The organism is Bacillus sp. FSL P2-0069 (assembly GCF_038593315.1).
Lineage (GTDB): Bacteria > Bacillota > Bacilli > Bacillales > Bacillaceae > Bacillus > Bacillus safensis.
Genome location: NZ_CP151984.1, coordinates 1,034,328 through 1,055,737, shown reverse-complemented (window position 1 = coordinate 1,055,737; position 21,410 = coordinate 1,034,328). Strand labels below are relative to the sequence as shown.

The 21,410-nt window shown below is 42.2% G+C and carries 23 protein-coding genes; 11 read left to right on the top strand and 12 right to left on the bottom strand.

Features of this window, described 5'->3' with window-relative positions; translation table 11 throughout:
- The first annotated feature begins 317 nt into the window (after positions 1-317).
- Positions 318-854, top strand: a complete 537-nt coding sequence (locus NSQ34_RS05290; protein ID WP_101677384.1) for a serine acetyltransferase — start codon at positions 318-320, stop codon at positions 852-854.
- On the opposite strand, the gene NSQ34_RS05285 is transcribed toward NSQ34_RS05290, so the two are convergent.
- The 3 genes from NSQ34_RS05285 to NSQ34_RS05275 form a co-directional block, all read right to left on the bottom strand.
- Positions 849-1,106 carry a hypothetical protein gene (locus NSQ34_RS05285; protein ID WP_034282121.1) on the bottom strand — a complete coding sequence of 86 codons (258 nt, stop codon included), beginning with the start codon at positions 1,104-1,106 and terminating at the stop codon, positions 849-851. The genes NSQ34_RS05290 and NSQ34_RS05285 overlap by 6 nt on opposite strands.
- A 95-nt stretch (positions 1,107-1,201) precedes the next feature.
- Positions 1,202-1,768: a GNAT family protein gene (locus tag NSQ34_RS05280; RefSeq protein WP_098676798.1), complete on the bottom strand. Its 567-nt coding sequence runs from the start codon at positions 1,766-1,768 to the stop codon at positions 1,202-1,204.
- A gap of 14 nt (positions 1,769-1,782) precedes the next feature.
- The gene (locus NSQ34_RS05275) at positions 1,783-2,649 is read right to left on the bottom strand and encodes an AraC family transcriptional regulator (RefSeq protein WP_041117083.1); all 867 of its coding nucleotides are present in this window, start codon (positions 2,647-2,649) and stop codon (positions 1,783-1,785) included.
- Between the two features lie 113 nt (positions 2,650-2,762).
- On the opposite strand from NSQ34_RS05275, the gene NSQ34_RS05270 reads away from it, so the two are divergent.
- A complete protein-coding gene (locus NSQ34_RS05270; protein WP_081124235.1) occupies positions 2,763-4,139 on the top strand; it encodes an MATE family efflux transporter in 1,377 nt (458 codons plus the stop codon).
- Positions 4,140-4,164: 25 nt separating this feature from the next.
- Here NSQ34_RS05270 and NSQ34_RS05265 read toward each other — a convergent pair whose 3' ends face one another.
- The 4 genes from NSQ34_RS05265 to asnB all read right to left on the bottom strand — a co-directional run bounded on the left by NSQ34_RS05265 (position 4,165) and on the right by asnB (position 9,975).
- Positions 4,165-5,004 carry a phytoene/squalene synthase family protein gene (locus NSQ34_RS05265; RefSeq protein WP_034282127.1) on the bottom strand — a complete coding sequence of 280 codons (840 nt, stop codon included), beginning with the start codon at positions 5,002-5,004 and terminating at the stop codon, positions 4,165-4,167.
- Complete coding sequence (gene crtI, locus NSQ34_RS05260) at positions 4,997-6,472, bottom strand: phytoene desaturase family protein (protein ID WP_176967531.1); 1,476 nt, start codon at positions 6,470-6,472, stop codon at positions 4,997-4,999. The genes NSQ34_RS05265 and crtI (NSQ34_RS05260) overlap by 8 nt, the downstream gene beginning before the upstream one ends.
- Positions 6,469-7,986, bottom strand: a complete 1,518-nt coding sequence (gene crtI, locus NSQ34_RS05255) for a phytoene desaturase family protein (RefSeq protein ID WP_098676797.1) — start codon at positions 7,984-7,986, stop codon at positions 6,469-6,471. Before crtI (NSQ34_RS05255) ends, crtI (NSQ34_RS05260) begins: the two co-directional genes overlap by 4 nt.
- A gap of 147 nt (positions 7,987-8,133) precedes the next feature.
- On the bottom strand, positions 8,134-9,975 hold the full coding sequence (gene asnB / locus NSQ34_RS05250) for an asparagine synthase (glutamine-hydrolyzing) (protein ID WP_041117075.1): 1,842 nt from the start codon (positions 9,973-9,975) through the stop codon (positions 8,134-8,136).
- 154 nt (positions 9,976-10,129) lie between these two features.
- Here asnB and NSQ34_RS05245 point away from each other — a divergent pair, with 154 nt between their 5' ends.
- Positions 10,130-10,657 (top strand): DUF2777 family protein, encoded by a 528-nt coding sequence (locus tag NSQ34_RS05245; protein ID WP_041117073.1) that lies wholly within the window; start codon positions 10,130-10,132, stop codon positions 10,655-10,657.
- Positions 10,658-10,695: 38 nt separating this feature from the next.
- Here NSQ34_RS05245 and NSQ34_RS05240 read toward each other — a convergent pair whose 3' ends face one another.
- Together NSQ34_RS05240 and NSQ34_RS05235 are read right to left on the bottom strand one after the other, a co-directional pair.
- On the bottom strand, positions 10,696-11,064 hold the full coding sequence (locus NSQ34_RS05240) for a YisL family protein (protein ID WP_034282135.1): 369 nt from the start codon (positions 11,062-11,064) through the stop codon (positions 10,696-10,698).
- Between the two features lie 92 nt (positions 11,065-11,156).
- Complete coding sequence (locus NSQ34_RS05235) at positions 11,157-12,062, bottom strand: fumarylacetoacetate hydrolase family protein (protein WP_061109645.1); 906 nt, start codon at positions 12,060-12,062, stop codon at positions 11,157-11,159.
- 948 nt (positions 12,063-13,010) lie between these two features.
- On the opposite strand from NSQ34_RS05235, the gene NSQ34_RS05230 reads away from it, so the two are divergent.
- The 8 genes from NSQ34_RS05230 to NSQ34_RS05195 all read left to right on the top strand — a co-directional run bounded on the left by NSQ34_RS05230 (position 13,011) and on the right by NSQ34_RS05195 (position 16,474).
- A complete protein-coding gene (locus NSQ34_RS05230) occupies positions 13,011-14,105 on the top strand; it encodes a CotH kinase family protein (protein ID WP_041117067.1) in 1,095 nt (364 codons plus the stop codon).
- 122 nt (positions 14,106-14,227) lie between these two features.
- Positions 14,228-14,389, top strand: a complete 162-nt coding sequence (locus tag NSQ34_RS05225) for an aspartyl-phosphate phosphatase Spo0E family protein (RefSeq protein WP_029707539.1) — start codon at positions 14,228-14,230, stop codon at positions 14,387-14,389.
- Positions 14,390-14,514: 125 nt separating this feature from the next.
- Complete coding sequence (locus tag NSQ34_RS05220; RefSeq protein WP_003211745.1) at positions 14,515-14,736, top strand: spore germination protein; 222 nt, start codon at positions 14,515-14,517, stop codon at positions 14,734-14,736.
- Positions 14,737-14,750: 14 nt separating this feature from the next.
- Positions 14,751-14,984 carry a spore germination protein GerPB gene (locus NSQ34_RS05215; protein WP_003210877.1) on the top strand — a complete coding sequence of 78 codons (234 nt, stop codon included), beginning with the start codon at positions 14,751-14,753 and terminating at the stop codon, positions 14,982-14,984.
- 30 nt (positions 14,985-15,014) lie between these two features.
- A complete protein-coding gene (locus NSQ34_RS05210; protein WP_041117065.1) occupies positions 15,015-15,629 on the top strand; it encodes a spore germination protein GerPC in 615 nt (204 codons plus the stop codon).
- A complete protein-coding gene (locus NSQ34_RS05205) occupies positions 15,626-15,802 on the top strand; it encodes a germination protein GerPD (protein ID WP_003210893.1) in 177 nt (58 codons plus the stop codon). The genes NSQ34_RS05210 and NSQ34_RS05205 overlap by 4 nt, the downstream gene beginning before the upstream one ends.
- Entirely contained in the window at positions 15,802-16,233 is a 432-nt protein-coding gene (locus NSQ34_RS05200; RefSeq protein ID WP_061109643.1) for a spore germination protein GerPE, read from the top strand. Before NSQ34_RS05205 ends, NSQ34_RS05200 begins: the two co-directional genes overlap by 1 nt.
- 22 nt (positions 16,234-16,255) lie before the next feature.
- Positions 16,256-16,474, top strand: coding sequence for a spore germination protein (locus tag NSQ34_RS05195; RefSeq protein WP_003211468.1), 219 nt, complete (start codon positions 16,256-16,258; stop codon positions 16,472-16,474).
- A gap of 47 nt (positions 16,475-16,521) precedes the next feature.
- Here the strand turns inward: NSQ34_RS05195 and NSQ34_RS05190 are convergent, their stop codons facing one another.
- From NSQ34_RS05190 to sbcD, 3 genes are read right to left on the bottom strand one after another with little or no spacing between them, the layout of a single operon-like run.
- A complete protein-coding gene (locus tag NSQ34_RS05190) occupies positions 16,522-16,821 on the bottom strand; it encodes a hypothetical protein (protein ID WP_034282144.1) in 300 nt (99 codons plus the stop codon).
- Positions 16,822-16,840: 19 nt separating this feature from the next.
- Entirely contained in the window at positions 16,841-20,236 is a 3,396-nt protein-coding gene (locus NSQ34_RS05185) for an SMC family ATPase (RefSeq protein WP_111927183.1), read from the bottom strand.
- The gene (sbcD, locus tag NSQ34_RS05180) at positions 20,233-21,408 is read right to left on the bottom strand and encodes an exonuclease subunit SbcD (protein WP_024426531.1); all 1,176 of its coding nucleotides are present in this window, start codon (positions 21,406-21,408) and stop codon (positions 20,233-20,235) included. Before sbcD ends, NSQ34_RS05185 begins: the two co-directional genes overlap by 4 nt.
- Positions 21,409-21,410: the final 2 nt, after the last annotated feature.

The following is a 21,410-nucleotide window of genomic DNA, read 5'->3' as shown; positions in this document are numbered from 1 at the left end:
GAAAGTCAATTGTATTCAAAAAGATGATTCAAAAAGCATATGAATGCTATATTCTCTTTTTAATGAGTATTTTCGAGTAATTTTTACAAACCTTACTGCCATAAGGAGATGGAACGCATGAGACGGTTTGATATTGAAAAAAATTACAAATCATTCTTCCTGGTTCTTTTGTTCTACTCAACTCAAAGCGCTTATTTAATGAAGAAATTTGGATGAAATGAAGGTAGAAAATTGAAGAAGTAACATCATTTTTTCTTGATATAAATGGTTTGGATGGTATAATTTCTCTGAAACATAAAGGAATGGAGGGGAATTTGATGATTTTTACAAAGCACGATCTTCACCATTACTTAACGCAGGATAAGATAGCATTAGCGATCACGCGCAAAAGGCCAAAGTGGTTTGGGGACGATATATGGAAATATCAAAGGTATTTGCGAAAATATGAATACTATTCTAATAGCGGCGCTCTACTGCGCAAATGGTTTTATCGCTATTTACATAAAAAGAAAGGCATGCAGCTTGGCTTTGATATTCCGATTGGCGTCTTTGGCCCCGGCCTTAGAATCAATCATAGTGGTCTCTTAATTGTGAATAAGCACGCAAAAATTGGGGCATTTTGTGATATTCATCAAGGGGTGAATATTGGCCAAAACCATTCCGAAAAGGATGTACCAACCATTGGAGATCACGTATGGGTTGGCCCCGGTGCTAAGCTGTTTGGAGACATTTACATTGCAAATCATATTTCAATCGGAGCAAATGCCGTGGTGAATCGTTCCTTTCATGAAGAGCAGATCGTCATTGCTGGTGTACCGGCTCAAAAGGTAAAAGAAAAAGGCCCTTCTTCATGAAGGCGCCTGATAAAAAAGAATAACACCGATCAAAACAGAGATGAGCAGCATGAGATAAAACAAGATGGTTAAAATCAAGATCGTCCAGCCCAGCCCCTTCCTCTCTGTCTTGATCAAATAAATACCAAGTACGATGGTGCTAAATAGCACGCCTAAAACAGCCCACAGCCATTTGTCTTTGTTATGTTTTGGCGCATCAAACCATAAATAGATGGCAACAGCAAGTGAAACGAATAGACCCGTTAATCTCATATTTAAATTCCCCCTTATGTAAAAAAACACATTTTCTATTATTCGCTTGAAAAACCGATTTTTTTCAGTTTATTCAAACATACAATACTTTTGTCCTAAAATATTTTATCATTGTTCCGCGGAAGGCTTCTCCATTCTTCTCTCAACATTCCGTAGCGCATTGAATCATAATAAACCCCTTGATAATAACGGACCTTTCTCAGTCTCCCCTCAAGGATAAATCCGCAATTCTCTGCGCACCGCATCATCCGTTCATTCCCTGACCAAGTTGTTAAACCAATTCGAGGGATATCAATATGCGTAAATAACACATCAATCCAAAGATTTAATGCCTTTGTCCCAATACCCCCGTTCCAAAAGCGTGAATCATAAATGATAATACCGCATTCAAGCCACCTCGTACGTTCATTCTCCCAATAATATGATACGGTGCCTTTGATATCACCATCTATTTCAATGCCATATAGCTTTTGAGGAATGGATTCTTCCTGTAAGTACCGTTTCTTAAATGCAGCAAGCGGGATTTCGTGTTCATAAAAATAAGGGGCATTCCATTTTCGATAGGACTGGTCTGATGCTTTAAATTTTAAATGCCACACCGTTTCTAAGTCCGTTTCGGTTAATGGACGTATGTTCACAAGCTCTTCCTTTTCTTTTTTCATCTGTTCACGTTCCTTTACTTTGTCGTTCTTTTTGCTAAATGACGGTACTCGATCGGCGTCATGCCTTCATTTTGCCGAAACAGCTTAGAAAAATAAGTAGGGTCGTCAATACCTACATGATCTGCAATGGCAGCGATTTTTTCATTCGTTGAGGCCAGCATGCTTTTGGCTTTTTCGATTTTGAGTCGATGGCTGTACTGGTTTGGCGTCAATCCATACACCGTCTGCATACATCTTGTCATGTAATCAGGATGATAGTGCAGTTTCTCTGCAAGCTGCTCCATGTGTAATTTCTCCATAAAGTGATGCTCAAGATAATGAACCACTTCTGATGCGACAGTCTCCTTTGCACTTGGAATATGGAATGCTTCCTTTTGCAGGTGAATGAGCATTTCCTCAAATAATAGCTGTTTTTTCAGCGGAAGTTCAGATGCATCATGATTTAGTGCTCTCATCGCTGAAAGGTGTTTTTTTAACACACTTCGCCCTTTCACTTTTCCTAAACGGGGCAGACTAAATTCATAGGTTGCCGGCTTTTCGAAGGTCGCTTGATTTTGTTTCATATCAATCCAGTGTTCTCTCGGCCGGTTCGTCAGCTCAAATCGGTCAATTGAGAAATGCAGCCACTCATAGTGCGTTTCCTCTTCACATGGCAGATGTCCACCATGAGACAGGCCCGGTGAGAGAATCATATATTCACCTTCTTTTACATGAAAAGCCTCCTCGCCCTCTGTCATCCATAGTTCACCTTTTGTGACATAGAGCAGATCAAATACAGTGAAGGTTCTTGAGATATGTCTTTCTCCTTGATGAAATACCCCTTTACCTGAAGCAATATAAATAGGAAACGGCGGTACAGTAAATGTAATAAATCGATCCATATTCATCCCCTTATGAAGTCGGATTTCTCCAATAAGTTTCGGTTTCATCTCTTCTTATTATAGTCGATGCACGGTACACTATAAATCGGATTTATACGAAAGGAGGCTATGTGATGAAATCTCAAACCCTGTCATATGAAAAGGTTCAAGCCAAAGATGAGAAAACACACCCTTCATTATTTGCATTAACTTGGCCTATTTTTATCGAAATCTCTTTATATATGCTCATGGGGAGCGCTGATACACTTATGCTCAGCCAATACTCCGATAACAGTGTGGCCGCAGTAGGTGTAAGCAATCAGCTCCTGAATTTATTAATTGTCATGTTCAGCTTCATTACAACAGGAACGACCATTGTGATTGCGCAGCTTTTAGGAGCTGACCGCAAGCAGGAAGCGACTCAAGTCGCCTATGTCTCACTAGGAACCAACTTCTTGATCAGCTTTGTCATTAGTCTCCTCATGTTTGTGTTAGCTGTTCCAATCCTGCACATGATGGGCTTATCAAGTGAACTCATGCCGGATGCGGCGGTCTTTTTACAAATTGTCGGCCTGCTTTCTTTTATTCAAGCACTCATTATGACGTATAGTGCTATTTTAAAAAGCTACGGATATACAAGAGACACGATGTATGTCACCATCGGAATGAATTTGCTCAACGTTGCCGGCAATTATTTGGTCATTTTTGGTCCGTTTGGCTTTCCTGTATTAGGTGTCATGGGTGTTGCCTTTTCAACCTCGCTGGCTCGTTTGATCGGATTGATGGCGATGATCCTCATTGTCCGCCGCCGAATTGGATTGCACTTTTCACTGAAGAGTATGTTTCACATCCAGCGGACGCATTTAAGAAAGCTGCTGAAAATTGGCATTCCTTCTGCTGGAGAGCAGCTTTCTTATAACGGCTCTCAAATGATTATTACACTGTTTATTACATTTATGGGGACGCAGGCTTTAGCCGCAAAGGTCTACACTCAAAATTTGATGATGTTTATTATGTTGTTTGGTGCAGCGATTAGCCAAGGGACACAGATTTTAATCGGGCGCCATATTGGAGCGAAAGAATTTGATGCTGCCTACCGCAGATGTATGAAAAGCTTATACTGGGCCATTGGGATCTCTCTTCTTTCTTCCACTGCTTTATCTTTATCATCGACGCATTTGCTTACCTTTTTCACTAGCAATCGTGAAATCATTGAAATCGCCGCCACACTTCTCCTATTGACGATCATTTTAGAGCCGGGACGCTCTTTTAATATGGTCATTATTAATTCATTGCGGGCTGCTGGTGACGCGAAGTTTCCAGTGTATATGGCGATGATTTCAATGTGGGGAATTGGGCTTCCGATCGCTTATTTGTTAGGCATTCAGTTTGAAATGGGGCTCATCGGGGTTTGGATTTCTTTTATTGTGGATGAATGGGTAAGAGGTATCTTCATGTATAGGCGCTGGCGTTCCAGAGTATGGACGGAGTATCGTTTTTCTTCCACATAAAAAGGACTGCGGGTGCAGTCCTTTTTTACGTAATATCTTCTAAAATAAGTGCTTTTTCCTGTTTTGAAATAAATGCTCGCTCTGTAAAGACGCGGTATTCGTTTTCTCTTGTTTTATCTAAAATGGCTTTATAAAAGTAGGCTGCTGCTTTCACCGGTATTCGTGAATAGAGCGGGAATTCATGAAGATGGTCAAAAAACTCCTCGTAGTATGCCTCTGCCTCAAAGGCAATGTACTCCCAGACGTGCTGGAAGGCTTGATTCACAATCCCTTCCTGCAATTCTTGCTCTGTGTACCCGAATTGATCCATCACTTGCTTTGGCAAATAAATGCGGTCTCTTTCAGCCTGATCTTCGCCGATATCTCGAAGGATGTTGGTTAGCTGCATAGCAATCCCTAACGAAATGGCTGCTTCTTTTAGCTGCTCTTTTTTACGCGGTGCAATAATGGGAAGGAGCATAAGCCCAACTGTACTAGCAACATGATAGGAATAGATGAGCAGTTCATCCAACGTTTCGTATCGCTGCTGCTCTAAATCCATCTCCTGTCCTTGGAGCAGGTCACGGAACGGGGCTTCATCCATCCGAAACTCTTGAAATGTATGCTCTAGCGCCACCCATATTGGATCATTCCGGTCTACCTCACCTTGTAAAAATCGATCAAACGTCTCCCGAAAGGATGCAAGGTCCTCTTTTGGCGAAGGAGATTCATCTACAATGTCATCTGCTCTACGGCAAAAGGAATATACGGCCCAGACGGCCTGTCTTTTCTTTTTAGGCAGCATGGAAAAGGCCCGGTAAAACGTTTTTGAATGGGTTTGAATGGTTTCCTCACACACTTTTAATGCTGTTTGTACATCAACCACTTAGCTTCACTTCCTTTCTATCATTCAAATCTTTTAGTAGTACAGAAGCCATAAGCTTCGCACTTTGCATCACGATCGGCACCCCGCCGCCCGGATGGATGGAAGCACCTGCCGCATAAAGATTATCTGTCTCACTGACCTTCACTTGCGGGCGGAAGACACCTGATTGAAACAAATTAGGCGCAAGTCCAAAGCTGCCGCCTTCAAACAATCCTTCTCGCAAGGAATCATTCGGTGTTCTGACCTTTTTCCAGACAATCGACTCTCGCAATCTCGGAAAGCCTCTTTTCTCAAGGACATCCACCATCTTCTCGACAAACTCTGTCTCCTCTTCCCAGTTGATATGATCTCCTGAAGGAACGGGAACGAGCATGTATAGAACACTGCAGCCTTCTGGGGCAAGAGATGGATCAATGATCGATGGATTAAATGTATAAAACGACGGGTCTTGAGGAATCGTTTTCGTTTGAAAAACTTCTTTCATATGCTGATCAAAGTGTTCTCCCATAAAAAATTGATGAACAGGTGCTTCTTGATACATCTTGTTTAACCCGAGATACACCATCACGCAGCCAGAGGACGGCACGTATTTACGGCAATCTTGTTCGTCTAAACCAAGCTGTTTTAACGCAGCTGGATAATCTCCATTGATCACAAATGCATCAGCGGTTTCATATTCATCATTTACTTTAGCTTTGACTGCCCGTTTCCCCTCAAACACCAATTGCGTGACTTCTTCATTTTTTCTTACATGCACACCCATTTTGATGAGCTGCCCTTCCAATATATCTACTAAACTCGCATATCCGCCTTTTAAATAGTAGATTCCATGCGCGTGCTCACTATAGGACACAAGCGAATAAATAGCCGATGCTTCATACGGGTTTCCCCCAACATAGAGGGTTTGAAGTGCGTATGCATCTCGCAGGCGTTCGTCTGAGAAATATTTTTTCAGAGCACTTTGTACCGTTCGATACGCCTTTAATTTCATTAAAATCTTCATATTCGCTTTTGTAAAAAATGTACGTTTTTCGTGAAATGATTTTTCTAGAAAGGCTTGCTGCCCTTCTTGAAACCGGTCTGTCATTTCTTCCATAAACCTCAGGAACCCTTGATCTTCCTTTGGAAATACACGTCTGATTTCATCTAGCTGACGAAGTGCATCAGAGTATTTCGTATAGGAGGTTCCATCTTGATATTGAATTGTGTACAGCGGATCAAGCTGCAGCAGATCAAGAGATGAATCGTCAATTCCTACCTCATGTAAAATGCCTTTTAACATGTCAGGAAGTAGGACAATGGTCGGACCTTCATCTACTTTATATCCTTTCTCACGTACAAAAGCAAGTCTCCCGCCAAGCCGTTCATTTTTTTCGACAAGGGTGACATCATGTCCCGCTTTTTTTAAATAAAGCGCTGAGATCATTCCGCCAATACCGCCGCCTGCAATTAATATATGTTTTTTCATGAGGCGCTCCCCTTTTCTTGATGCGGCATTGTTTTGTGTGAATGTTTCTCTTTTTTAAGAATGGCATTTGTCGTGATACGTGCTGATTCTAAAATGGTTGGCAGTCCGCTTCCTGGATGTGTTCCTCCTCCAACGAGCCAGCAGTGCTTTAATTCATCAAATTCATTGTGCGGCCTTAGGACCATCATCTGCGTCAGCTGGTGGCCGAGGTTAAATGTAGCTCCTTCATATACGTAAAGGTCTTCCTCCCATTGCTTCGGTGTGATCATCCGCTCGACTTCTATATGCTGTCTCACATTCTGAAAGCCTGTTTTCCGCTCCAATGTATCCAGCACAAGCTCTCTAAATTCATGTTGATGCGCCTCCCAATCAATACCGCTTTGGTTATTGGCAACTGGAGCCAGCACATAAAGAGCTGATTTTCCTTTTGGAGCAAGTGAGTCATCGGTTACACTTGCATTTTGAATATAAATAGACGGGTCATCTGGCAGCTCATATGTTTTCGTAATGCCTTTGACAAATCTAGCATAATCATCGGAAAAAACGATGGTATGATGCGGCTCATCATATATGGTATCCAGTCCTAAATAAAGCATAAAGGTAGAGCAAGAGAATTTTTTCTTTTTTAATTTCCTCTCGCTATATTTCTTTAAGAGTCCTGGCTCGACAAGCTTTGTCATCACATGTGCAAAGTCTCCATTGACGACAACCTCATCTGCTTGTATTTCTTCCCCAGATTCTAAACGAATGCCTTTTACTTTCCTTCCCTCCGTGAGCAGCTTTTCGACGCCAGCTGACAGATGAATCTCTGCTCCAGCTTCAAGCGCGGCCTTTGCCATCGCTTCTGACAGCTGATTGACACCGCCCTTCGGATGAAATACACCTGTGTCATGTTCCATAAACGAAAGGATCGAGAACGCACCAGGGCATTCCCACGGGGACATTCCTAAGTACTTTGATTGAAATGTAAAAGCATATTTCACTGATTCATTCGAAAAATAGTCTGACAGCACATCATACAAACTTTTATTTAGTGAAAGCTGTGGAAGTGCTTTGATCACCTTCAGGCGAAGGTAATGATGAAAGCGGTCCATTTTACTTTGTAGAATTGGTGTCAAACGATCCATTTTGCGCTTTGTATCCTTCATAAATCTTAGATACCCTTCGCCCTCACCAGGTGCAAAGGCTTCTAATCGTTTGTACATTTCATCGCGATCCCGAATCATATCGAGCTGATTGTCTTGAAATATTAATCTATACATCTCTTTTAATTCAATCACATCAATATAGTCATAAAGATTTTTACCAGCAAAGGTGAACAGCTCCTCTGCAATATGAATCATGCTGAGAAAGGTAGGACCTGTATCAAACGTGAAATCACCAAGTTGAAACTTAGCGTTACGCCCGCCAACAAAGGGCTGTTTTTCGTATACATGAACATCATGTCCTTTGCTTTGAAGCATCATAGCTGCTGCAAGGCCCCCTGGTCCCGCTCCGATCACAATGATTTTCATTATCCTTTTTCCTCCAAATTAATTCACTTTAAGTTAATTATACAAATTAGAAAGATTAGATCAACTTTTGATGTGCTCAAAAAGTCTCATGTTATGTATCAAAAAAGCCGGCTTCCTTTCAACAAGTGCAAGAAAGCCGACCCTTTATTACGCTTCTATATCAATTCGATACGTTTCAAACCAATGATGAATCTGTGCAAGATGGGCAATCAACTGCGGGCCCTTCATGAGCTGGCCATACCATGGCACATGAAAAGAAGCTCCTTCCGTTTCAATCAGCTGCTTTAATTGATGTGGGTCTAAAAATTCGTGAAGTACAGAGTCTTTTTGCGCGAGGCAGTCTGTTAGCATCTCTTTCACAGCCTGAGTATAGGCTGGATGATGTGTTTTCGGATAAGGACTCTTCTTTCGATAAAGCACTTCATTCGGTAAAATTCCCTCTAATGCTTTTCGTAAAACCCCTTTTTCACGATTTCCATGCATTTTCATTTCCCAAGGAATATTCCACACATATTCGACAAGACGATGATCTGCAAATGGCACACGTACCTCAAGACTAGCCCCCATACTCATTCGATCTTTTCGATCAAGCAGTGTTGTCATAAACCAGATCATATTTAAGTAAAAAAGTTCTCTACGGGCTTTATCAACGCCAGTTTCTCCATCTAAAAGAGGCGTTTCTGCCACCGTTTCTTCATATTTGCTTTGCGCGTATTCCTTAAGTGACAGCTTTTTTTGCCACGAGTCTTGCAGGAGCTGAGTTCTCGCTTCAGTCGATCTCATCCACGGAAAACCATTCGTTTCATTTTCCATATGGAACCAAGGGTAGCCGCCAAAGATTTCATCAGCACATTCACCTGACAAGCCAACAACGAAGTCCTTTTTAATTTCTCGGCAAAACCAAAGCAAGGAAGAATCAATATCTGCCATACCCGGTAAGTCTCGAACCTCAACGGCTTCCTTCAGATAGGAAGCGAGCTCTTTTTGTCCAATGATACAGCTGTGATGATTCGTTTGAAACGCTTTTGTCATTTGATCAATCCATGGGCCGTCAGCATTCGGCTGGAATTGATTTGCCTCAAAGAATTGATCGTTTCCTTCGTAGTCAATGGAATACGTATGAAGCGGTGCTTCCCCTATTTTCTCAAAGTGCTTAGCGGCAATGGCAGTAATGGCACTAGAATCGACGCCACCAGATAAAAATGTACATACAGGCACATCAGAGACGAGCTGTCTTGTCACGGCATCTGTAAAGAGATGCTTAATGTGCTGTGCGGTGTCATCAAGTGAGTCGGTATGCTCCTTGCTTTTGACATTCCAATATCTCCACACGCGCAGTCCGTCTTTTGAAAAGGTCAAGGCATGTGCAGGTCTCAGCTCTTTTATCCCTTTAAACACTCCTTGACCTGGTGTTCTTGACGGTCCTAAGCCAAAGATCTCCGACAGCCCTTCATAATCGACTTTTGCTTTGATATCAGGATGAGCAAGAAGTGCTTTGATCTCTGAACCAAATAAGAAGGAATGATGACGTTCTGTATAGAAAAATGGCTTGACACCTAGCCGGTCTCTCCCTGCAAATAACAATTCACGCTCACTATCCCAGATCACAAATGCAAAAATGCCATTAAAATGGGAGACACACTCTTCCTTCCATTCTGTATAGGCATGAAGAAGAACTTCTGTATCAGAATGCCCAAGAAAGCGGTGCCCCCTTTTTAATAATTCTTTTCTTATATCCTCCGTGTTATAGAGCTCTCCATTGTATACAATCGTATAAGCATGGTTTTGATGTGTATATGTCATCGGCTGCTTTCCGCCTTCTACATCTACCACCGCTAACCTTTTATGCCCGAAAAGAACGTGCTCACTTTTCCACGTATTTGTATCATCTGGCCCTCTTTTAGATAATGTATCTGTCATTTGATTGATTACATGATCCTGTTGGATGAGCTGCTTTTTAAAGTCTGCCCAGCCTGTAATTCCACACATCATCATCAGCTCCCATCCGTTTTTCCTCAAGTGTTCTCATTCAGCCTTTCTTAGTTTATGCATCGTTTCCTTGATAGTTGATTTGTCCTTTTTTCCCGGCGTATAGGACAAGCTTGATTTGGTAAGAAAAGAAAGAAGAAAGGAGCTTTTGCAAATGGAAAATCGAATGAAGCAGCTTGAACGCTGCAGCCGAAGATGGTGTAACGGGTATTTGCTCATTGAAAACGGGCATTGTCTGATTGAAGATGAAGAAGGAGAGATCATGCTGCCAGAAAGTCTTCAAAGCACAATGATCTGTTTGAAGGAAAATGACCAATGGACAAAAGGGGAATTGCTCGGTTCTATGATTCTTCATGAAAACGGGCAACTAATAGAAGTACAGGGAGGAGAAAACATTCAATATACGGCGTCCCTTGCCAAAGGATGGCTTGATCTTCTCATGTTCGTACCGGAAAACGTTTTTGATCACATCCTTGAACAGGTAGAGCAGCTTGGTTTTTCCGTCTATGATTGTGTCTTCTCCTCCTTTTATTCAATGCAGCGCGTCTCTTTCTTTCAGTTTTCGACAGATACGCAATCACTTGCACTTCAATGTCACTATGAGCCTGCAGCCAGCCACATTCGTTTTGAATGGACCACTTCAGACGGACAACGGATCGTTTCACAATTTGATGCCACATAAAAAGGACACTGCTTCGTATAAGCAATGCCCTTTTTATATTAAAAGATATGGAAACCGATCGGCAGACGTAAACCGAGAAGAATGGTCACAATCGCAAATACGATAAACCCAATCAACACACCAGTCACCGATTTTCCTTTTTTCTTGCGCACTAGGACCATTTCCATGAAACCGATCACGAGGATACCGAGAATCATTTTTCCAATATACTCGCCCCCGAAACCTGGAATTTTCATTCCTGTGCGAACATACAATTCTACGCCTGTTGCGATAATGATCAAGTAGAATAAGCGAACGATCATGTGCACAATTTTAGCGCCTTTGTCGTTTTTACCTGCAAGAGCAAAGGCTACGAAGAATAAAATAATCCCCAGCACCCATGCTGTGATATGTAAATGTGTTCCCATTTGTGATTTCCCCCTTTATCAGAACAAGTACCTTCTCATCGTACCACGAAATAAGTCGAACACAAAGCGACAATCCTGTGTCATCACGCGCTTTATTTGACGTGATTTGTCAGCGTTCCAATCGGCTCAATTGTGATGTCAATTCGATCTCCAGAAGCTAAAAACTTAGGCGGTTCAAAGCCCTTCCCTACCCCAGAAGGTGTACCTGTTGCAATGATGTCACCCGCTTCTAATGTCATCCCTTTTGAAAGAGTGGAGACAATGTCTTCAATTGTGAAGATCATTAATTCCGTACTGGCAGACTGACGAACCTCTCCGTTTACCTTTGTTTCCACATGGAGCGCACCATGGTCCTCGATCATTGACTTATGAACGATATAAGGTCCTATCGGACAGGTAGCATCTAAGCTCTTGCCAATGAAAAATTGTTTATGTTTTTTCTGCAAATCTCTTGCCGTCACATCATTTAAAATGGTGTAACCGAATATATAATCTTGGACCTCTTCAGGAGCAATGTTTTTCCCTGATTTGCCCATCACAATGGCAAGCTCTCCTTCATAATCCAGTTCACTGGTCACACCTTCATGAAGAAGAATGTCCGCTCCGTGTCCAATGACAGAAGTAGGTGCCTTTGTAAAAATCATCACGTCTTTAGGAATATCCGCCGCACTTCCCATCTCCATGACATGGTCTTGATAATTCTTTCCGACACACATGATGTTTTTAGACGGCTTTGGAATCGGCGCATGGAGTTTCACGTCCGAAAGCGGATATACATAAGAACCGCGGTCTTCTTCTTTTTTCTCAGCCCAATCAAGAAGCTGTCCTACATGTTCAACAAACTTGTCCCCCATTTTGATACACTCAGATAAAGAGTTTGGCAGTGTCTCAAGCTCAAATAATTTGGCTTCTGCCTTTTTGACGTCCATCACCCATTCATCATCAATGACTACCCCAATAAACATGCTGCTATGTATCTCACCTGTAAAAAACTTCATGTCTTCCCCTCACAATCTTCATTTCGCTAAGTTATGATGTCTCATTTTATTTCTCTACGAAATAAAAAAACCCTTTTTTATCATACTCTCTTTTAAAAAGGGTTTCAAAAATGATGATTGAATGCTTAGCGGAAACGGCGATACTCCCACATGTTCCCTTGATCCCATTTACGCTCAACATTTCCTCTATTTCTGGAACGATGCGACTTCTTTCCACATCTTCGGCAAGAGCGGCTGCGTTTATGGTGATGAGAACGTTTAGATCTATGGCTGCGGCGCGACTTTCGGCTCTTCTTATGATGAGATCTGCATTTGCTGCGGTGTGACTTGCGGCAGCTCTTCTTATGGTGCGATCTGCATTTGCTGCGGTGTGACTTGCGGCAGCTCTTCTTATGATGAGATCTGCATTTGCTGCGATGTGACTTTTTCGGTTCGCTCTTTTTGCTTCTGTAAGATTTTTTGCTTTTATATGACTTTTTACTCTTCATGCTTTTCTTCGAACGATAGCTTTTCTTAGAGCGATAACTTTTCTTTGAACGATAGCTTCTGTAGCTTTTTTTACTGCGGCGTGATTTACGGCGTCCACCACCGCCAAAGAACCAATGACCGCGACTTGAATGACGAGAACGAGCTGACTTATGCGAACGTCTCGATTCTGGTTCACGATCTAAGTGATGATCACGTCCCTCACTTCGAAGTGAAGCTACTGCATGTTCAATGTGTGAATGATCAAATGTACTCACGAACAATTCCCCTCCCAGTCTATCTTCGACAAAACAAACAGACAAAGCTGTTTATCTTCTCTGCTTTATGTTACGAGACTCGGTAGACAAGTGTTCGTGACGAATGCCTCTTTCCTTGAAAACTCCATGAATACCTACCAGCCGGTACAGGACATTCCTTCACTTTCATATCGTAAAGAAGAGCATATAGGAGGCTGATGAACATATGAACACAGAACCTTTAAAACAACTTGATATGTGGATTCATCCAAAGGACCTGATTGAATTAAAAAAAGACATTTGGAACGATGAACCTGTTGAAGCTATTCTAAAAACCGGCCAAACCAAATCACATATTTATGCTTCATACCGCGGATCGCACATTAGAAAGCTTAAGAAAAAGTCCTATCAAATTGAATACCGAAAGCCAAAACAAAGACAAGGCGAATCCATCTTTCATTTAAATGCAGAGTACAATGATCCGTCGTTTATCCGAAACAGGCTGTCCTTTTATTTCTTTGAGCAGATGGGGGTGCATAGCCCAGCCGCTTCTCATGTGTTTCTCACCATAAATGGAAGAAAAGAAGGGATTTATTTGAAAATAGAATCTGTCGATGAGTTCTTTCTTCAAAAACGGCAGCTTTCAGGAGGCGGCATTTATTATGCGGTTGATGATGACGCGAACTTCTCCCTTTTGAGTTCTTTTGATAAAAAACCAAAAAAGCACCTTCTTCTCGGATATGAGAAAAAAACGGGGACTTCTCAACATGATCAGCAGCTGAGCGAATTTATTTACTTTCTCAACACAGCGAAAGATGACACTTTTGCAGAAAAAATTGAACAATACCTAGATGTGACACAATATTTCCGCTGGCTCATCGGTGTGGTATGCACACAAAACTTTGATGGTTTTGTTCATAACTACGCTCTTTATGTAAATGAACAAGGGAGGTTTCAAGTACTTCCTTGGGATTATGATGCAACATGGGGTCGTGACATTCATGGAGAAGAAATGCCGTTTGATTATATCCCAGTAAACGGGTTTAATACATTAACTGCTAGATTACTAGATATCCCTTCGTTTAAAAGAGCCTATTACACACTTTTCCAGCATGTACTCGATACACATTTTGTAGAAGACCGGCTCTGCCCAATCATAGAGAAATGGCATGAATCGATTGAGGATCGAATTGGAGATGATCCATATACGAAAGGCCGAAAAGACATCTTGCAGTCTGAAAGAGACTTAATCCGGCAATATATCAACAAAAGACGACGTTATTTACAGACTGAGATCAAAAAAGAGATTTTTGGTACGTAAGAACACTTTCGAATTTTGTCACTTTATTACTCATATTGACGAAACAGCTTTTTTTATAGAAAAATAGGGTATACTAACCATATCCTTCTATTTGATAAAAAATGTGAGAGTTGGCGTCCGTTATGATCAATTATGAAATTGAACAAAAAAGATTACATTTAATTGAGACTGCAAAAAAATTCGGGATGAATGCCGAAGAAACGATCAGGTGCAGTCAAGAGCTTGACACACTCTTAAATAAAGGCATCAAATCCACCTCTAAAGATTGCTCAAAAAAAGGGTAAACCATACATCTAATTCCTCTCATCAAAAGCTTTCAAAAAGACAATCACACATTAAAAGACCCATCATAAGCTATGGTGAAACGCCCAAAACAAGTGCCCTAATTTTATAAAGGATGTGCACCGCTATGCCGGCTATTGTGGGAGCCTTTAAAGTAAATGCCGTCGGAACGAGCGGAGTCGTTCATGTTGGAGACTGCATCACTATTTCTCCAAATAGTCAGGTTAAAACGTTTGCTGGCGCAGGCAGTTTTAATACTGGTGATCAATTGCGAATTAGCAACTACAAAAGTGTGACAAATACGTACGACAGTGATGTCATTGATCAACCGCTTGTTGGTAACTTGTAAGGAGTGAGGATCCGTTGAACTTCTATATTAATCAAGCGATACAAATTAATTATTTACGTGTAGAGTCTGTAAGTAACTCCTCTGTTCTGCAAATTGGGAGTGCTGGATCCATCAAGGCCCTTTCCAACCTGTATAACACGGGAAGCTACGTAGAAGCAGCGCCTGCCGCAGCAGGTACACAAGGAATTGAAGAATCTCAAGGCGCAAGCACAGCACCTTTTGTACCGCTTCAGTCACCAACAACTTAAGTCATCTGCAATCCCCGGAGGTGTATGTAAATGTATGATTATCAGAGCAACGCTTCACAGGTATATGGCATCATTCAAAAACACTCGCAACAAATCATGATGCTTGAAAAAAGGCTTAACGAGCTTCAGCAGGAAATACAAATGATCAAAGATAAACCGACAACGAATATTGAACGGATTGATTATCAATTTGATCAACTGAAAATCGAACGGCTGGAAGGAACGCTGAATATCGGCCTCAATCCATCTGATCCAAACAGTGTTCAAAACTTTGAAGTGGGCCAAACAACAACCCCGGGAATTGGAATGATGCAGCAAGAAATGGCTGATCAATTTTTCAATCAAACACGGCAGCTTGTCGATGCATTTTTAAATGAAGAAGCCCCAGAACTTCTTGAAGAACTAGAACAGCGATATGAAGGGTCCCTCGATGAAAGCAACAAACACCATATCATTGAGGATATTCGCAAGCAAATTGACAGCAGGATCAAATACTATGCGGGACAGCTGCCACACCGGGAAGAAATGACACCGCTGCAGCGTTCAGAGCAAATTGCTGAATATGTGAAGCATGATGTAAAGCGGGCGATTGAGCACTTTTTAGCCCATATTCCAAGTGAAACGAAAGGAGAGGAAAACGGATGAATTTCACAGTTGTCAACCGCAACATCGAGACCGGAAGCATTAAAGTAGTCGGGGTTTCGTCCTCTTCCCTGTTTATCATCGGGGACACAGACCATGTACAATTATCCTCGATTTTCGATACACCGCCAGAATCACTGATTATTGGCCCGTTTGTTCCTCTGGCACCTCGATAATGATCAAGCGCACATCTAAAGTGAAGTTCTCAAAGGTGAATTCTGTCGGGATTTCGAGTGTGGTTCAAATTGGTGATACACAAGAGCTGTGCCCGGCAGTCAAGGTTTTAGCTGTTCAACGAACCATTAGTTTGTTTTATGGCTATGAAGCAGAAAATTTAGATGCGAAAGAATTTGAAGTGTATTATGAGCCCATTCCATTGATGCTGCCAGAACGATCAGTGAGAACGGCATTTTACCATGAAAAGCCTGTGATTAAAGTGTCTTCAATCCATGTAGAAGGGGTATCATCGTCCTCTGTCTATCAAATCGGCTCTACTTGTAGAATGAATGGCATTGCGCGAGTGAAGCATATTAGAGAGCTGTTTAGCAATGATGAAAGTCCGCAAAACTCACAAATGGACCTACCTGCGCATATGATGGTGATATGACTTCGAATAAAGGATGTCGATTATGCCAGCAATTGTCGGACCCATTTACATTAACTCTATTTCTGGAGGCGTCGTAAACGTCGGTGACTCATTCTACCTGTCGCCTAAAAGTTCGTCAAAATCTGCTTTAGGCTCTGGAGCGGGGAATACCGGAGATTTCTTGATATTAAATAATGGCATTAGCGCCACCAACTATGTGGATCCTGACTTAAATGATCAGAATATGGTAGGCAATGCATAAAGCAGCTCCTCTACACCCATTTCAAATAGAGGAGCGCTTTTTTATGCTTATTTTTTTCTGCGCTGTCTCGATTTTTTCGTTTTGACCAGCTTGCTTGCCGGCTGTTTCCGAATCCATTTGATGTACGAAGCAAGCTTTTCATCCTGCCTCAGCGCATCAATTGTATTCAAACGTGCGGCAAGCTCCTGGTTTGTAAAGAGGGCATGTACTTGTTTATGACAAGGAATGCATAGGAAGGCAGTCGGTAAAAAAGCCCCGCCCTCTTCTCTTGGCGTTAAGTGATGTTCTGTGAGCAGGACATCTTGTCTTCCGCACATCTCACATAATCCAATTGTTTGCTTTGCCACCGCGTCATCACCTCAATATTTACATTAATTCCATTGAGACTGTTGTCCCTTTCCCGCTTGGATCTGCTGGATGGACAATCAGTTTTTTCGGCAGCCGCATTTTCAATTCTTCCACATGGCTGATGACACCAACAGCTAAGTTTTGAGACTGTAATTTCTCTAATGCGGTAATCACTGTATCGAGCAAGTCTTGATCAAGGGTACCAAAGCCTTCATCAAGGAAAAAGAATTGCAGCGGGAACTCACCTCTCAGCTGAATCTGCGCTGAAAGAGCTAGTGCAAGCGCAAGCGACGTCAGGAAGGTTTCCCCGCCGGACAAGCTGGACACTGGACGTCTGACACCGCCATTCGCATCATCACGCATGACAAAGCCGCCTTCTGAATCAACTTCAATCGCATACCTTTGTCTTGTCAAAATACCAAGACGGGCAGATGCATCACGACTGACACTTTCCAGCTGTTCTTCTGCTAAGAACTCAACAAATGTATTTCCTTTAAACACGGTTTGCAGCTTATCGAGCCGATCAATTTCTTGCTGCAGCTCCGCCAAGCGTTCATGAATACTTGCAAATCGCTGGTGATTCTCTTCCATTACACGCAGATGTTCATATGCAGAGCCGCTCATCACTGTTGCTTCTTCCAATGCCTTCTCTGCCGCTTCTTTCCTCAGTTGAATATCAGACCACTGCTTTTCATCTAGTGACTCATCTTTCAGCAGCTCAGAAATTCGCTTTAAGTTTGCGGCACATTGCTTTCTTTTATCCTCAAATTCGTCAATTTCCTGTTTAACCGAGTGACGTACTGCCTGATTCATAAAAGCAGATTCAATCTCTTGAGGCTTATCAAAAGGAGAAGACTCCGATTCTTTAGCCCATGCTGCACTTGCTTCTTGTTTTCTCCGGTCAGCCTCTTGAAGCTGACGCTCACAGCTTGAAAAATGACTTTGTGCTTCACTAAAGAGCTCCTGCGCGTGCTGTAATTGCTTGTACGATTGCTGTTCCATTTCATTGAGACGAGCAAGCGTGTGTTCAACCTCGATCAGCTCTTCAGAAATAGAGACAGCTTTCAATGGATATCTCCCTAAATCTGTTTCATATTGATAAATGAGCTGCTGCTGGCTTTCTAGCTGATGCGCTAGTTTATCAAGTTCCTTCTCTACATCATATATGGCTGTTTGCAGCTGTTCTTTTGCCTGCTGTTTTTCTTCCAAAAATGAAATACTTTTCTCAATACGCTCTTTATAGCCTTCCGCTTGCTGGTCCTTTTCGTCGATCTGCTTTTGCATCTCTTGTACTTGGTGCAATGTAAAGTGCGGGAAGGCCTGTTCAAATTGAGACGTTTGCTCTGAAAGCTCAGATTGAAGCTCCTTGATCAGCCCGTCTAATTCTTCGATACGCTGCTGATCAAATGTCATTTGATCTTTCGTCTTGCTTATCTCTGCTGCTTGATCATATGTTTCATCCATTAAACGAGCTCGTTTACGTTCAACTTCTTGAATATCTTGTTTCAAGCCTTTCCATTCTTGCATGAGATACTGCAAGGACTCCGGCTTTTGCACTGCTTCTACTGCTGCTGCAACTTCCGCACCTGGAGCTTTCTGAGATAAAAAGGCAAACTGCTTTACTAATTGATTGGCGTGCGTTTCCAATAACTGCTTGGCGGCATACATGTCTCTTGTATATTCCTCTGCCTGCTTGAGCTCTGTGTCCATCCGTTGAATCACTTCATCGATTTGTGCCACTGTTTCTTCATGGTCATTGTTTTCCAATGCCTTTGGGTCATGATGAATCGATCCACAAACAGGACATGGCTCACCATCTACGAGCTCTGCCGCTAATTCTTTTCTTAATTCTGCCGCCCTAACAGCATCACGCTGTTTTAATTTTGCGAGCTTCTGACTTTGTTCTCTTTTACTCCATTCTGTAAAAGCCCGTTCGAATTCACATACATAGAAATAGAGCTGTTCAATCGCTTGAAACGATTGGTCTATTTTTTCATGATGGTCTTTTTGCTGTTTTTGAAGCTTTTCAAATGCTGCTGCGGTCTGTGATGATCGCTTTTTGAGCTCCTCCATCTTTTGTTCTTCCTTGTGTATGCTTTGGTGTATTCTTTGAACATTTTCGCTTAAACGCAAAGCATCCTGTACACTTTTCCGTTCTTTTACAGAGACTTGTAATTGCTCCAGCTCACGCTTCAGCTGTGTTTGTTTTGCCAGTGCACGTTCTAACAAAGATTGGAGATTGTCTGCTTCTTCTTTTTTTTGTAATAATTGCTGCGCTGTATCGTTTTTTCGCTGTTCGATTGCCGTCTTTTCCTGAAGAGCCGCCTCTTTTTTCCGTTCAATTTCCTTTAGCTGAAGCAGCTGCTCTTTCTTTTGAAGAAGTTCTGGCTCAGTTTCTATTTTCTTTTGCCTTGCTTGCTCATAGTTCTGTGTCATTTGATCATAGATCGTTCGTTGATGCAGCAGCTGATTTTCTGCTTCCTGCTTCTCTTTTAATGCTTGAGAAAGCTGATTTTCAGCCTTTGTTAATGCATCCGCATAAGGCTTTAATGCCTCTGCCTGCTCAGCAATATGAAGCTTGGCCTTTTTCTCTTCCATTGATGGTGCCAGTTGATTCAGATGGTTTAGTTCCGTCTCATAAGCTTCTCGTTCCTTTTGATACTGCCAAATTGTTTGCGCCTTTGTAAAAGCAGTGAACGCTTTATCCCGCGCTTGTTTTTTCTCATGAAAAATAGCCTTTGCCTGCTCAGCCGCTTCCCTTGCCTTTGCGAGCGCCTCTGGGCCAGCTTCTCCTAAGCCATTCAGCTCAGCAAGCAGTTCATTTTTTTGTCCATACTGATTCTGCGCCTTTGCGCGCAAACGTTTAACGAGCTGATCCCCATACTTCTCTAGGTTAAACAATCGCTGAAGCATTTGTCGTCTATCGGCTCCTTTTAAAGATAGGAATTCTGCAAACTTCCCTTGGGGCAAGACAACCGCACGCGTAAAATCATCAATGGTTAACCCGAGTAATTCTTCTATTTTACGATTGACCTCACTCGCTTTATCTGCAAGAACTGTCTGCGTATCTCCAATTTCAATCAGACGGCATAGTGTCGTTCTGACTTTCATTTCATCTGCTCGCTTGAAAGCACGTTCGACTTTATAAGAAATGTGGTGTTCCTTTTGTAAAGCGAACGTAAAGGAAACTGACAGCTTCTCTTCCGCTTGGTTCAAAATACCATGTGTATTATTTAACGCACGTTCCACTTTGCCATAAAGTGCCAGGGTCATAGCGTCTAATATGGACGACTTTCCGCTTCCTGTCGGTCCAAAAATGCCAAACACACCTGCATCACATAATGAGCTAAAGTCAATTGTTTGTTCTTCTCTGAAGCTATGAAGTCCTTTAATGGTTAGTGTAATCGGCTTCAAGTCGCTTCCTCCTCTTGCATTTCATTGGCGAGCTCCAAAAACAGCTTGACTGTTTTTTCATCAGGAAGACCGCCGCCTGTCTGGCGCTCATAAAATTTCACGAACCGCTCTTCGATTGAGAGCTTTTCGGCTTGTTTTTGTTCTTCCATTTGCTGAAGTTCTTTAAATTTCGGTCTAATATGGACAAACCCGCTATGCTGCTTTCGGAGCTGATGAATCTCTTCTATGGAGAGCTGATCTGTTAAATGAATCTCTAAATCAATCCATGCCTGAAGATCCCGTTTTTCATCCAGCCACTCGTGTACTTGGCTCAATCCTTCAGTTGCCTTCCATTTCACAAGTGGTTTTCCGCTTGATAACAACACTTCCTTCCAGCTTGCTTTTTCATTAGGTTTTGCCTCTACAATCGTGACTGATTTGGCATATCCTGATTCAGAAAAGCTGTAAGCAAGAGGTGACCCGGAATAGCGAGCAGTCGTTTTGGCACGTTTGATGGTTTGCGGGCGGTGCAAATGACCAAGGGCCACATAGCAGGCTGCTTCTGGCAGACTTTCAGCCGCAACGGTATATGCACCGCCTACTTCAATCGGTCTTTCTGAATCTGTTTGACTTCCTCCTGCCACATAAATATGGCTTGTTGCGATATTGACCGTATCGGCTTGAAATTGAGCGCTTAAATGTTGGAACGCTTGCTGTATTTTTAAATTGTAATGATCACGAAGCAATTTCTCTTCAAATGTTTCAGCCAGCACCTCGTTAAGTCTCGCTTCAGACGGATAAGCGAGTGCTGCAATGGATAAACGTTCACTCGAAGAAGGAACATCGACGCGGATGATGTCATTTGTCGGATATCCAATTAAATGAATCCCCTGATCATTTGTTAAAGGCGATGCGGCAGATAGTCGATCCGGATTATCATGGTTGCCTGAGATGACCACGACCTGACGTTTTCCTTTATCAGATAAGGCGGATAGACTTTCATAAAAAAGCTGTTCTGCTCTAGCAGGTGGATTCACTGTATCAAAGGCGTCTCCAGCCATGACAATGACATCAATGTGTTCGTCTTTTACGATTTGATACAGCTCATCTAAAAACTGTGCTTGCTCATCAAGCCGGCTCCGGCCTTCAAGGGTTTTTCCTAAATGCCAATCTGCCGTATGCAAAATCCTCATGT

Excerpts from the sequence above, each read along its gene's own strand:
- NSQ34_RS05290 (WP_101677384.1), top strand. The coding sequence starts at position 318 with ATGATTTTTACAAAGCACGATCTTCACCATTACTTAACGCAGGATAAG.
- NSQ34_RS05285 (WP_034282121.1), bottom strand. The coding sequence starts at position 1,106 with ATGAGATTAACGGGTCTATTCGTTTCACTTGCTGTTGCCATCTATTTA.
- NSQ34_RS05280 (WP_098676798.1), bottom strand. The coding sequence starts at position 1,768 with ATGAAAAAAGAAAAGGAAGAGCTTGTGAACATACGTCCATTAACCGAA.
- NSQ34_RS05275 (WP_041117083.1), bottom strand. The coding sequence starts at position 2,649 with ATGGATCGATTTATTACATTTACTGTACCGCCGTTTCCTATTTATATT.
- NSQ34_RS05270 (WP_081124235.1), top strand. The coding sequence starts at position 2,763 with ATGAAATCTCAAACCCTGTCATATGAAAAGGTTCAAGCCAAAGATGAG.
- crtI (WP_176967531.1), bottom strand. The coding sequence starts at position 6,472 with ATGAAAAAACATATATTAATTGCAGGCGGCGGTATTGGCGGAATGATC.
- crtI (WP_098676797.1), bottom strand. The coding sequence starts at position 7,986 with ATGAAAATCATTGTGATCGGAGCGGGACCAGGGGGCCTTGCAGCAGCT.
- asnB (WP_041117075.1), bottom strand. The coding sequence starts at position 9,975 with ATGTGTGGAATTACAGGCTGGGCAGACTTTAAAAAGCAGCTCATCCAA.
- NSQ34_RS05245 (WP_041117073.1), top strand. The coding sequence starts at position 10,130 with ATGGAAAATCGAATGAAGCAGCTTGAACGCTGCAGCCGAAGATGGTGT.
- NSQ34_RS05240 (WP_034282135.1), bottom strand. The coding sequence starts at position 11,064 with ATGGGAACACATTTACATATCACAGCATGGGTGCTGGGGATTATTTTA.
- NSQ34_RS05235 (WP_061109645.1), bottom strand. The coding sequence starts at position 12,062 with ATGAAGTTTTTTACAGGTGAGATACATAGCAGCATGTTTATTGGGGTA.
- NSQ34_RS05230 (WP_041117067.1), top strand. The coding sequence starts at position 13,011 with ATGAACACAGAACCTTTAAAACAACTTGATATGTGGATTCATCCAAAG.
- NSQ34_RS05225 (WP_029707539.1), top strand. The coding sequence starts at position 14,228 with ATGATCAATTATGAAATTGAACAAAAAAGATTACATTTAATTGAGACT.
- NSQ34_RS05220 (WP_003211745.1), top strand. The coding sequence starts at position 14,515 with ATGCCGGCTATTGTGGGAGCCTTTAAAGTAAATGCCGTCGGAACGAGC.
- NSQ34_RS05210 (WP_041117065.1), top strand. The coding sequence starts at position 15,015 with ATGTATGATTATCAGAGCAACGCTTCACAGGTATATGGCATCATTCAA.
- NSQ34_RS05205 (WP_003210893.1), top strand. The coding sequence starts at position 15,626 with ATGAATTTCACAGTTGTCAACCGCAACATCGAGACCGGAAGCATTAAA.
- NSQ34_RS05200 (WP_061109643.1), top strand. The coding sequence starts at position 15,802 with ATGATCAAGCGCACATCTAAAGTGAAGTTCTCAAAGGTGAATTCTGTC.
- NSQ34_RS05195 (WP_003211468.1), top strand. The coding sequence starts at position 16,256 with ATGCCAGCAATTGTCGGACCCATTTACATTAACTCTATTTCTGGAGGC.
- sbcD (WP_024426531.1), bottom strand. The coding sequence starts at position 21,408 with ATGAGGATTTTGCATACGGCAGATTGGCATTTAGGAAAAACCCTTGAA.